Here is an 11,886-nt window from a genome sequence, read left to right on the forward strand (position 1 = left end):
GAACCTTGCGGCCGGCGTTATTTATCCACGATTTCGATGGATTCAAGCTGTTGACGGAAGTTGTTCCGGATGTTCTGCAAATAAGTTTCCCGGAGCTGTGCCCGTTCCAGCTTCTCATCCTCCGTTAAGCCCACCGTTTTGTTTTTGCGGGCCAATTCATTGATCCGTTTCACCAGTGTATCTATATCCACTACATTTCCTCCTGTCTGATCATCCATATTCTATAAGCAACAATTCTTACTTTGACATGAGAAAAAGAGCTTGTCAAGGCAGCGGCCCCCGAATCCAAGCTCTTTCAGTTTCTTCATATATATAGGCGTGTTCAATCCGGCAAAACCAGTGTGTCCCCAGGATGAATATCGCTTACGGATAAACCGTTCACCCGTTTAATAGCCTCCACATACACACGGGTATCCTTTCCGCGGGGCTTATGATCAACCGCGATTTCCCATAGCGTGTCTCCAGGGGTAACAATGACGGTTTCCTTGACATGGGACCCTCCATCATTTGCTGCGGCAAAGGCGGTAACCACTCCGGTGCCGGTCATCGTCAAAAGAATCAACAGAAACGCAATCTTCATTACGCTTTTGCTCCATTCCGGAGAAAAACCGGGAACATGCCTCCACGAACGGGCAACCGGCTTATTATAAATACTTTGGTATGTAGTGTATCTTGGCATATCGAATCACTCCCCAAACAAATGTTCTTATCTCTTGATCTCAATATAACACGAACACTTGTTTGTTTCAATAGTTTTTCAGAACAATTGTTCGCATATATTAGAAAGCTTTAGAACTTATGTTTGTACGAACGACAGTTCTATGTTATAATTTTTCCAAACGTTACTAATGGGGTTGATGATCGTTATGTCCAAGGTTTCCAGCCGACAACAGGCTATTTTGGAATTTATACGCAATGAAGTTCGGATGAAGGGTTACCCTCCTTCAGTACGTGAGATCGGAGAAGCCGTCGGACTAGCCTCCAGCTCGACCGTGCACGGCCACCTCGACCGTTTGGAGAAGAAGGGCTTTATCCGCCGGGATCCCACCAAGCCTCGGGCCATCGAATTGCTGGGGCAGGAAGAATCGGAATCGCTCGGCATGTTCGCGCACAGCGTGACCCGGGTTCCGGTCGTCGGCAAGGTTACCGCCGGCATGCCGATTACGGCAACGGAGAACATCGAGGACTACTTCCCTCTCCCGCAGCATTATTCTTCAGACGGTGAGATCTTTATGCTTTCCGTTGTCGGGGAAAGTATGATTGAAGCAGGTATTCATAACGGGGATTATGTGATCGTTCGCCAACAGCAGACGGCCAACAACGGCGATATCGTCGTGGCTATGACGGAAGATGATGAGGCTACGGTGAAGACTTTTTATAAAGAAAAGGATCACATCCGCCTTCAACCTGAGAACTCGACAATGGAGCCGATTCGGCTCAAGAATGTCGTTATTCTCGGCAAAGTCGTCGGTTTATTCCGCGACCTGCACTAATCTATTCCCTAATTCGCATGATGAAGAGGCTCCCTTTCCCTGGGCAGCCTCTTTTCATTTTGCAATAAGTTGCCTATACGTTCGTTAGATCGTCCTGCGGTAAATAACGTTTCATTCCGGACCGCTCTTCCCGCCAAATTCGCTTCAACCACAGTCTGCGCCGATGGTATTTTTTCAATGCGAACACCATGTCGTATCAGCTCCTTGGCGTTAGCATGCCCAAAAGCCTGATTTTCATCAGTCGTCCCGTCATGGAATGCACATATTGGCGGAAAACCACAATCCAGTCTCATAAAAAAAGCCCCTGATGCCTAAGCACCAAGGGCTCTTCCTATTAATACAATGTCATGTACTGATCGCGTTCCCATTGATGGACTTGCGTGCGGAACATGTCCCACTCGATTTCTTTCAGTTCATAGAAATGAGTCAACGCATGGTCGCCGAGGGCATCGGTGATGATCTCGCTGCGGATCAACTCGCCGAGCGCTTCCTTCAAGTCGGATGGCAAGCTTGGAATGCCTTCTTCCACACGCTCTTCTTCGGACATCACATAGATGTTCCGGTCTACCGGATCCACGAGCGGCAGTTCGTTCTTGATGCCGTCCAGGCCGGCTTTGAGCATAACCGCCAGTGCCAGATAAGGGTTTGCGGCCGGGTCCGGGTTGCGGACTTCGACGCGCGTGCTGAGGCCGCGGGAGGCCGGAATCCGGATCATTGGGCTGCGGTTGCTGGAAGACCATGCCACATAGCAAGGTGCTTCGTAACCTGGAACCAGACGTTTATACGAGTTCACGGTCGGGTTCGTGACGGCGGCAAAAGCGCGGGCGTGCTTCAAGATCCCGGCCATGTAATGACGGGCTTCCTTGCTCAGGCCGAGTGTGTCGCTCTCGTCATAGAAAGCGTTGACGTCATCCCGGAACAACGACTGGTGACAATGCATCCCGGAACCGTTCACGCCGAACAACGGCTTCGGCATAAATGTCGCATGCAGGCCATGCTGACGCGCAATCGTCTTTACCACGAGCTTAAAGGTTTGAATTTGGTCCGCCGCCTTGATGGCGTCGGCATATTTAAAGTCGATTTCGTGCTGACCCGGCGCCACTTCATGGTGGGAAGCTTCGATTTCAAAGCCCATTTCCTCCAGAGTCAAAACGATTTCGCGGCGGCAATTCTCCCCGAGATCCGTAGGAGCCAAATCGAAATAACCGCCTTGGTCGTTTAATTCCATCGTCGGGTTGCCCTTTTCGTCGGTTTTGAACAGGAAGAACTCCGGTTCCGGACCGACGTTCATCGACGTATAACCCAACTCTTCGGCTTCCTTCAGCACACGCTTAAGAATACCGCGAGGATCCCCGGCGAACGGCGTGCCGTCAGGCATATATACGTCACAAATTAAACGGGCTACGCGATCTTCGGCAACCCATGGGAAGATAACCCAAGTATCCAGGTCAGGAAAGAGATACATGTCGGATTCTTCAATCCGCACATAGCCTTCGATGGACGAACCGTCGAACATCATCTTGTTATCAAGCGCCTTCTCCAATTGGCTGACGGGAATTTCCACGTTCTTGATCGTTCCCAGCAGGTCGGTAAATTGCAATCGGATAAAACGAACATTTTCTTCTTTGGCGATACGTAAAATGTCTTCTTTTGAGTAACTCAAGATAACCTCTCCCTACGTTTATATTTTGAAAAAGCGGGACAGCTCGCCTTGGATCAAAGAAACCTGACCCGGTCTTTTCCCAGTGATGAGCTGCTGTTTCAGCATACGATAAAGCTGTGAATCTGTCATTTCTTTTCGTTTCTCTTCCGTATCTTTCGTGATGATCGTAGCTTCTCCGGAATCCTTATTCATCGGATTCATGACCTGCTTGATCCCGGCAATGTTTACGCCTTTGTCGATCAAGCCCTTGATCTCAAGCAACCGCTCGACGTCATTGAAGGAGAATAACCGTTGATTCCCCGAAGTCCGGGCGGGTACGATCAGCTGATGCTGTTCGTAATAACGAATTTGTCTAGCCGTCAAATCCGTTAACTTCATAACGATACCGATCGGAAACAAGGCCATGTTTCTGCGAATTTCGTCACTCATCGCTCTCAACCTTCCAGTAAATTAATCATGGATCTATTCTATGTCAACTATCCTAACATGTCAATAGATATGTTAGAAATACTTACAGAGATGTTTGGGCTGCATGTCAACTATATGAGGTCCCGCTCCAGCATCGTCTGCAGTGCCGTTAGTAGACCGAATTTCACATGAGAGTAGGTTAAGCCGCCCTGCATATACGCTATATAGGGCTCGCGAATCGGAGCATCCGCCGAAAGTTCCAGACTTCCGCCCTGGATGAAGGTCCCAGCCGCCATAATAACGGGGTGTTCATACCCCGGCATGTCCCACGCTTCGGGAACGACGTGTCCGTCCACGGCGGCGGCGCGCTGAATCCCCTGTACAAAGGCGATCAGCTGTTCCGGACCGCTGAAGGCGATAGCCTGAATCAGATCACTCCTTTTGGCGTTCCATCCGGGCCGGCTTTCAAAGCCGGCCTGTTCGAACACGGCCGCCGCCAGGACGCTGCCTTTCAAGGCCTGTCCCACCGTGGTAGGAGCCAGAAACAACCCCTGATAGATTGCCCGGGTCGTCCCCAGCATCGCGCCCACCTCGGCACCGATTCCCGGCGCCGTCAGCCGGTAAGCCGCCCGCTGTACCAACTCGGCTCGTCCGCAAATGTATCCGCCGGTTTCGGCCAGTCCACCCCCCGGATTTTTGATCAATGAGCCCGCGATCAGATCCGCCCCAACCTGGGTCGGTTCCAATTCTTCGGTAAACTCGCCGTAGCAGTTGTCCACAAACACGAGACAATCCGGCTTCAGCGCTTTTACCTTGCTGACCATTTCGCCGATCTGTTCCACCGTAAAAGAATCTCTCCAATCGTAACCCCGGGAACGCTGGATGCCGATGACCCGGGTCCTTTCGTTCACCTTGGCGGCGACGGCTTCCCAATCGACCGATCCATCGGGCAAAAGGGCGGCTTCATCGTAATGAATTCCAAAATCCCGCAATGAGCCCGTCCCATCCCCCGGTTTCCCAATGACCTTATGCAGCGTGTCGTACGGGCGACCGGTAATGTACAGCAGTTCGTCGCCAGGTCTTAGCATCCCGAAAAGCGCCGTCGCGATCGTATGGGTCCCCGACGCGAAATGCGGACGCACCAGCGCGGCCTCGGCGCCAAACACTTCCGCGTAGACAAGGTCCAGCACCTCGCGCCCCCGATCATTATAGGCATATCCGGTCGATCCGGCAAAATGGAAATCGCTCACTTGGTACTTTTGGAACGCTTCGATGACCTTCCACTGGTTGCGATCGACGATCCGGTCAATCTCCCGGTATTTTAACTCAACCCGCTGCTCTGCCGCTTCAATCCATTGAACTATTTTTTCCGCAAAAACCGCCATGATGACTCTACCTCTCCCCTTAAGTAACTTTATCTCTCATTTATCGGACATTCATGTGTCGGGATGGTGTAAGGAGCGAGGAGGTACCCGTATTTTTGAAAATCCTCCAAATTCACATTCACCGAATAAATCATGTCCTCTTCCTCGCATCGCTGCGAAACCACATCCCCGATTTTGTATACAATGGGGGTCAAATCTCCGCGCCGAGCGGGAATGCGGAAAGAACGCATCCCGCCGGATAGGAATTGCTGGACCGCTTCACCGATCCGTTCCATGTCATTCTCATTCAAGGCGCTGATTTTCAGCGCATCCTTGACGGCCGGCAGCATCTCCAATTGCTCAGGCTCGCACAGGTCAATTTTGTTATACAATACGAGTCTAGGTTTGTTCCCGGCCCCCAACTCCTCCAAAATCCGGTCCACCACCGCCATTTGCTCCAATCGTGCTTCGGACGAGGCGTCCACGACATGCACAATCAGATCGGCTTCATTCGCCTCTTCCAACGTCGCCCGGAAAGCGGCAACCAGATCATGCGGAAGATGCTGAATAAAGCCGACCGTATCCGTTAATACCACCTCTTTGCCGCCCGGCAGCCTCATGATCCGCGAGGTAGGGTCCAGCGTGGCGAACAGCCGGTTCTCTACCAGCACGTCGGCGGCGGTCAAAGCGCGAAGCAGCGTTGATTTCCCCGCATTAGTATAACCAACGAGCGCCAGTTGGACGACGCCGTTCTCCTGCCTCCGCTTCCGATGCAATTTGCGGTGCCGCGTCACTTCCGCCAGCTGTCGCTTCAGCTCGCCAATCCGCCGGCGGATATGGCGCCGGTCGGTCTCGAGCTTGCTCTCGCCGGGACCGCGCGTGCCGATGCCGCCGCCCAGCCGCGACAAATTTTTGCCCTGCCCGGATAAACGCGGCAGCAAATACGTCAACTGGGCGAGTTCTACCTGAATGATTCCTTCCCGCGTTTTGGCGCGTTGGGCAAAAATATCGAGGATCAGCTGGGTCCGGTCAATAATTTTGACATCCAGCATCTCCTCGAGATTGCGCACCTGCGCACCGGAAAGCTCCTGGTCGAAAATCGCCGTATTGGCTTGATGTTCCTGCAGAAGCCAGCGCAGCTCCAGTACTTTTCCCTTGCCGAGACAAAAACGCGGGTCCGGCTTCTCACGATGCTGCACCACCCGATCCGTGACTTCCACCCCTGCGGTATCGGCAAGCTGAACAAGTTCCTCCAGCGAATAGTCCGGATTGACCCCTTCCTCTCTGGTCCGTTGTGTAATCAGGCTGACCACAACGGCCCGGTCAGGCACCAGGGTCTGTGTCTCGTAGGGTGTTTTTGTCATCGTTCACGGCTCCTTACTTCTTATCCAGCCTCAAATCCTCCGTGCGAATGGTCATCAGTTCCAATTTGCCCGGCGAACCGCTGGTATATTGATTTAGCAAACGCACGGCTTGCTGGCGAATCGAACGTTCGATAATGTTGCGCACATGCCTGGCGTTGCTGAACAGGTGCTCGCTCTCACATTTTTCGCGTAACAAATGCTGCTGTAATTTGAGTATCGCCTGCGGCATCAAAATATAATCACGCTCTTTGACCATCCCCTCGGCGATCTGAATCAATTGATCGATCGTATAGTCCGGGAAATCGAGCTGAATCGGAAAGCGTGAAGGCAGTCCCGGATTCGTCGCCAGGAAGAAATCCATTTCTTCCGAGTATCCAGCGAGGATCAAGATAAATTGATTCTTCTGATCCTCCATCGCTTTGACCAGCGTGTCGATCGCTTCCTTGCCGAAGTCCTTCTCCCCGCCGCGCGCCAGGCTGTACGCTTCATCGATGAACAGTATCCCGCCGAGCGCTTTCTTGACCAAATCGCGAGTTTTTTGCGCCGTATGGCCGATGTATTCGCCAACCAGGTCGGCGCGTTCGACCTCGATCAAATGCCCTTTGTTCAAAACGCCCATTTTCTGAAACATCTTGGCCACAATCCGGGCCACCGTCGTCTTTCCCGTTCCCGGATTGCCTTTAAACACCATATGATAGACCTGGGCTCCGGATAATAACCCCGCTTCGGAACGCATGGCCGCTACTTGAAGCAAAGCAAAAATTTCGTACATCAGCTCTTTGACATGTTCGAGCCCGACCAATCCGTTCATTTCCTTTTGCAAGTCGGCAAAAAGCCCTTGATGGGGTAAACTTTTAACCCCGGCCGCAGCTTCGCTCTCCGCGGAGCTTTGGGAGACCACGGGAGGCTCGGAGCTGCGCAGAATGACATTGATTTGTCGGGAAGGTCTGTCCTCGGAAGAACCGCTTCTCGCCATTACACGCCCTGACATGTATGGATCACCTCTTATCGGAGTTGTTCAAGTCCGTACAAACGCGATACTTGTGACGATTGAACAAGCGTTATCGCCGGGAGACGGCAAACTCTTCTTAAATGTATTCTCTCTCCCGCTCCGTTATTAGAAGTTTTCCCTTTTTTCTATAACCACCCCAGGTAAAGAAGCAGCTGATCCAGTTTCCATTTGCTATACGCCAATACCTCACGCAACGTCGTTTGCGTTGGTTTCAGCACACTCGTTTCGGTCAGCGACAGCCCGGGATTGCGATAATCCAGCATTTCGGCGACTTCAAGCGCCCGGTTGCCGTGATACGTATGCGTGACAATGACCGCGGAATCATACCCCTTCTCTTGCATCAGATCCTGGCTGTACCTCAAATTCTCATATGTGCTCGTCGCCTGATTTTCCAAGAGCATATCCGAACGCGGGACCCCTTTGGCTTCCAAATAATTGGCCATTCCCTCCGCCTCGGTGTAATGATAATCCGGACGATCCAGGCCTCCCGTCAAAATAAACACACGAAACTTGCCGGCCTTATAGTCGCTCAAGGCACGTTCCAGCCGTTCTTTTAATCCGGGACTGGGAGCATCGCCCCACATCGACGCACCGAGCACGATGCCGACATCCGCCGGTTCGTCATACGTTCGATATGCGGCCGGATTCCGCTCCACACTGCCGATCTGGGCCAAACAAAAGAGAATCCAGCCGATTACGGCCGCTGCACAAAAAGCAAGCAGCCAAAACCAAATCCTGCGGCCCCTCTTCTTCTTCGTACCCAGGTTAAGCCCCGTCATATGCCCGTTATATCGTGTCATGCTTACCTCCCGGCCGCATGGAGTCGTTCAGGACGAAACCGGTGCGATAGTGCTCAAGCGACATTGAAAAATAAGGAAAGCGATGTTCCCGAATTGAATGCAACACTTCGCGGGCCGTCTCCATCGCCATATCGTAATCACGCACCGTGATGTACCCCCGGGTGAGCGCATCGTCCAGCTCATCCTCATCCAAAAGAAATACCTCTCCGTTCTTTAAGACGACGATATCCAAATACAAATCATCAAACCAAGGTACGCCCTGATCCGTCACCCCTTGGATTTTGCAGACATCGATATACCATTCCACGATTTCGCCCTGGTCGTCAAACATGGCGGTCACTACGTAATGCGCGCCCTTCGGGTAATACTGCAGCCAAGTGTACCCTTTATCGGCGATCCGGAACGTATGCCCTCCGTACGTCTTCCAAAGCGGGTCCTTTAATTCGTGAATACTGTACATCGTGACATAACCGGTAAACATATCGCTGTTCACATACCTGGATTTGAACTGCCGCTGCGTCACACGGCGCCAATTCGCGCGGTCTCCGAATTTTCGCTTCATAAGTAAGTTCCCTTTCAACACAATGTACATTCAGCTTATCACATTTAAAAGGGAGTCTCAAAAATGAAATTTTAAAATAATTCATAAAAAAAGCCGGTCTTTCAACCAAAGTGTTGAAAGACCGGCCTAAATCTGATCTTAAAAACCGCTGTTCGTGCCGTTGTTGCCGGCCGGATCGGAGATGTCCCCCCCGGTGATGCTGTCTCCGTTCTCATCCGGCGGAAGACCGGACCCGGAAGATCCGGCGTTGCCGTTCCCCGCCCCGTCAGGGGTCACTCCATCTTGGCCGTTTCCGGAGCCGTTGCTGCCGCCGTTTCCGCTGCCGTTTCCGCCGCCGTTCCCGGCCTGCCCCCCGTTGCCTTGACCATTTCCGCTGTTTCCTCCGCCGTTGTTTCCTGAGCCTGGGCCTCCATCGCCGCCATTCCCCGGAGGCAGAGTTCCTTGATCGCCATCCTGGCCGCCATTTCCTCCTTGGCCGGGAACTGCGCCCCCGTTGCCGGACCCATCGGTTCCGCCAACGTCACCCTGTCCGGGATCGATGTCATCCATCGGCGGCTCCTCGGCTTCAATCATGATCTGAGTAATATTGGAAGGATCGCTTTCAACATTGTTGACCGCATCATAGGCTTTTACGTAGTATTCGTAACTGCCGCCTGCCGTTACCCCGATATCCTCCGCACCGGGAGCCGCCGCTTCCATATAAAGAGAAAAGTCGGCTTCCGAGGCCTCGCGGCGGTAAATCCGGTACACTGCGCCCTCGGTGCTGACACCCGTCCAGTTCAGCGTGACTACCCCGGTCTCCGGACTGTACGTCGCCGAGAGATTCGCGGGCTTCGTAACCGCTGCTTCTTCCTGTTTAGGCGGTTCTTCCTTCTTCAAATTTTTCGGAACCGGGAAGTCCTTCACCGGTACGCCTTCGAGCGCCTCGGTCATCACCGCCGAGAATAACGCGGCCGCCTGACCGCTGCTGCCGTTCAGCAGGTGGTTTTTGTCCGGTTTATCGTACCCCATCCAGATCGCCGCCGTCCATTCCGGCGTGTAACCCACAAACCAGACGTCCCGGTTTTTGCTGCTTCGGAGGCCCTTGATCCCGTGCTGGGTCGTCCCCGTCTTACCCGCTACAGGCCGGTTCAGTCTGGCGCGTTTCCCCGTTCCGTCGTTAACGACATTTTGCAGCATTTGTGTCATTTGGTAAGCCGTTTGCTCACTGAGCACCCTTTTGGCCTTCGAATCATGTCTGTATCTTTCCTTACCGTCATGATCCACGATAGATTTGATCGAGTAAGGCTCGTTGTATTGCCCGCCGTTGCCGAACACACTAAAAGCCCCCGCCATCTCCAGCGTATTTGTCCCATGGGTCAGACCACCCAAAGCAATAGCCAGGTTGCGGTCGTTCTCGTCCATTTTAATGCCCATTTCCTGGGCATACTTGACGCCCGTTCCCACACCGACCTCGTTTAGGAGCCAAACGGCCGGAATATTCTCCGATTTCGTCAGCGCGGTCGTCATGTCGATCGTTTTGGAGTAACCATGCAAGTTCTTCGGACAATAGTCTCCAAAGCACTGTTTCTCATTGCTCAGCAGCGAAGTCGGAGTAAACTTGCCGCTTTCCAGAGCCGGCGCGTAGGAAACGATCGGTTTAAACGAGGATCCCGGCTGACGCCGGCTGTCCAGACGGCTGAACCCTTTCCGTTCATAATCGCGTCCGCCAAGCAGCGCAACCAGACTGCCGTTCTCATGGTTCATAATGACGATTGAACCCTGAACCTGCTGCTCATCCTTGCTCTTTTCAAAAAAGTCGTTGTTGGCAAACGCCTTCTCAACCGCTTTTTGCGCCTGGGCGTCCATCGTTGTGTAAATTTTGTAACCGCCGCGGTTCAACTGGTCCTCGGTAAGACCGAATTTCTCCTCGGCTTCGTTAATTACGTAATCTTTAAAGGCCTGATAACTGTCATTTTTAGCCGGTGGCTCATAAGTGTAATCCACTGCCTTCGCCTCGTCCCGCTCTGCGGCGGTGATATAGCCTTCCTCGTACATTAAGTCAAGCACCACGGAGCGCCGTTGCTTCGACAATTCCGGGTTACTGACCGGATTGTACTTGGACGGTCCCTTCGGGATGGCCGCAAGGGTGGCTATTTCCCATAACTTCAGATCTTCCAGGTTACCTTTGCCGAAATAACGCTGGGAAGCCGCTTTAATGCCGTAGGCTCTTTGACCGAAAAAGATCCGGTTGAGATAGAGCGTAATGATTTCATCTTTTGTATTATGGCGTTCCAGGGCCATAGCGATAGACATTTCGGTTGCTTTACGGAAAAACGTCTTATCGAAGTCAAGGAACATGTTTTTTGCGAGCTGCTGAGTAATCGTACTGCCGCCTTCTACCAGGGATCTGGCCATAATATCCTTGACCGCCGCACGGCTGATGGACCACAGATCTACCCCGTTATGCTCATAAAACCGTCTATCCTCGGTAGCGACAAATGCTTTTTTGACCAAATCAGGAATTTTATCAACCGGTTCGCTTTTTTCGATGGACAACTCCCCCATCAGCTTGCCGGTACGATCATATACTTTCGACGTTTCATAAATAACCAGTTTGTCTCTGTTTTCGTTGAGAATTTTCTCACCGCTAACCGTGATGTACATAAAGCCCGCAGTCCCGCAAAATATGGCAAAAGCAATCGTGAAAAACGCGGTCCACAGCAAGCGCTTGGGCGTAATCTTTTTTTTCTTCTTCCCAGGTTTCTTCGCTCCCGGTTTCGCAGAAGGTTTGCTGCTCCGCTCCAATCTGGAGGGTCTATTGGTAGACATGGTTTTGACTCCCTTCTTCCCGTCTCTATCTCTATCTGTATAATAGGGCCGCTGCCGGTTTGGGCCCGGAAAGAAAAGAACAACCTATCTTCAGGTTGCTCCGCTTCATTTCCTATACCATTAAACGTGCTGCAATCAAAAAAGTTTCAACTCGGACTTACCCCTCATTCTGGGAATCCTGCATAAGCGAAACATTGCGCTGAGGCTGGAACGTGGAGATCGCATGCTTGTACACCATTTGCTGGCGGCCGTCACTGTCGATCACGATAATATAGTTATCAAACGCTTTAATCGTCCCTCTGATCTGGAACCCGTTGATCAAGAAGACCGTGACCGGGATGCTCTCTTTACGCATTTGATTCAGACATGTATCCTGGATATTAATGGACTTGTTCATTCGCCGTACCCC

Annotated in this window: 12 protein-coding genes; 1 reads left to right on the forward strand and 11 read right to left on the reverse strand. The window is 52.2% G+C overall.

The window, feature by feature from the left end; genetic code table 11:
• Window positions 1-17 precede the first annotated feature (17 nt).
• Both V4U88_RS00530 and V4U88_RS00535 read right to left on the reverse strand, forming a co-directional pair.
• Complete coding sequence (locus tag V4U88_RS00530; RefSeq protein ID WP_334071266.1) at window positions 18-191, reverse strand: DUF896 domain-containing protein; 174 nt, start codon at window positions 189-191, stop codon at window positions 18-20.
• Window positions 192-322: 131 nt separating this feature from the next.
• Entirely contained in the window at window positions 323-580 is a 258-nt protein-coding gene (locus V4U88_RS00535) for a LysM peptidoglycan-binding domain-containing protein (RefSeq protein ID WP_334071267.1), read from the reverse strand.
• A 286-nt stretch (window positions 581-866) separates the two neighbouring features.
• On the opposite strand from V4U88_RS00535, the gene lexA reads away from it, so the two are divergent.
• Complete coding sequence (gene lexA / locus V4U88_RS00540; RefSeq protein WP_334072034.1) at window positions 867-1,493, forward strand: transcriptional repressor LexA; 627 nt, start codon at window positions 867-869, stop codon at window positions 1,491-1,493.
• Window positions 1,494-1,827: 334 nt separating this feature from the next.
• On the opposite strand, the gene glnA is transcribed toward lexA, so the two are convergent.
• The 9 genes from glnA to hfq form a co-directional block, all read right to left on the reverse strand.
• Window positions 1,828-3,156, reverse strand: coding sequence for a type I glutamate--ammonia ligase (glnA, locus tag V4U88_RS00545; RefSeq protein WP_334071268.1), 1,329 nt, complete (start codon window positions 3,154-3,156; stop codon window positions 1,828-1,830).
• A gap of 18 nt (window positions 3,157-3,174) precedes the next feature.
• Entirely contained in the window at window positions 3,175-3,585 is a 411-nt protein-coding gene (locus tag V4U88_RS00550) for a MerR family transcriptional regulator (RefSeq protein ID WP_148452392.1), read from the reverse strand.
• 110 nt (window positions 3,586-3,695) lie between these two features.
• On the reverse strand, window positions 3,696-4,949 hold the full coding sequence (locus tag V4U88_RS00555; RefSeq protein WP_334071269.1) for a methionine gamma-lyase family protein: 1,254 nt from the start codon (window positions 4,947-4,949) through the stop codon (window positions 3,696-3,698).
• A gap of 29 nt (window positions 4,950-4,978) precedes the next feature.
• Complete coding sequence (gene hflX / locus V4U88_RS00560) at window positions 4,979-6,292, reverse strand: GTPase HflX (protein WP_334071270.1); 1,314 nt, start codon at window positions 6,290-6,292, stop codon at window positions 4,979-4,981.
• Between the two features lie 13 nt (window positions 6,293-6,305).
• The gene (locus V4U88_RS00565; protein WP_334071271.1) at window positions 6,306-7,283 is read right to left on the reverse strand and encodes an AAA family ATPase; all 978 of its coding nucleotides are present in this window, start codon (window positions 7,281-7,283) and stop codon (window positions 6,306-6,308) included.
• Between the two features lie 146 nt (window positions 7,284-7,429).
• A complete protein-coding gene (locus V4U88_RS00570) occupies window positions 7,430-8,104 on the reverse strand; it encodes a YdcF family protein (protein WP_334071272.1) in 675 nt (224 codons plus the stop codon).
• Entirely contained in the window at window positions 8,091-8,666 is a 576-nt protein-coding gene (locus V4U88_RS00575) for a DUF402 domain-containing protein (RefSeq protein WP_334071273.1), read from the reverse strand. Before V4U88_RS00575 ends, V4U88_RS00570 begins: the two co-directional genes overlap by 14 nt.
• Window positions 8,667-8,804: 138 nt before the next feature.
• Window positions 8,805-11,477: a transglycosylase domain-containing protein gene (locus V4U88_RS00580; RefSeq protein ID WP_334071274.1), complete on the reverse strand. Its 2,673-nt coding sequence runs from the start codon at window positions 11,475-11,477 to the stop codon at window positions 8,805-8,807.
• Between the two features lie 157 nt (window positions 11,478-11,634).
• Window positions 11,635-11,874 carry an RNA chaperone Hfq gene (hfq, locus tag V4U88_RS00585; RefSeq protein ID WP_334071275.1) on the reverse strand — a complete coding sequence of 80 codons (240 nt, stop codon included), beginning with the start codon at window positions 11,872-11,874 and terminating at the stop codon, window positions 11,635-11,637.
• Between the last annotated feature and the right edge of the window lie 12 nt (window positions 11,875-11,886).

The sequence above is a fragment of the Paenibacillus sp. A14 genome (assembly GCF_036864815.1).
GTDB lineage: Bacteria > Bacillota > Bacilli > Paenibacillales > Paenibacillaceae > Fontibacillus > Fontibacillus sanfengchensis.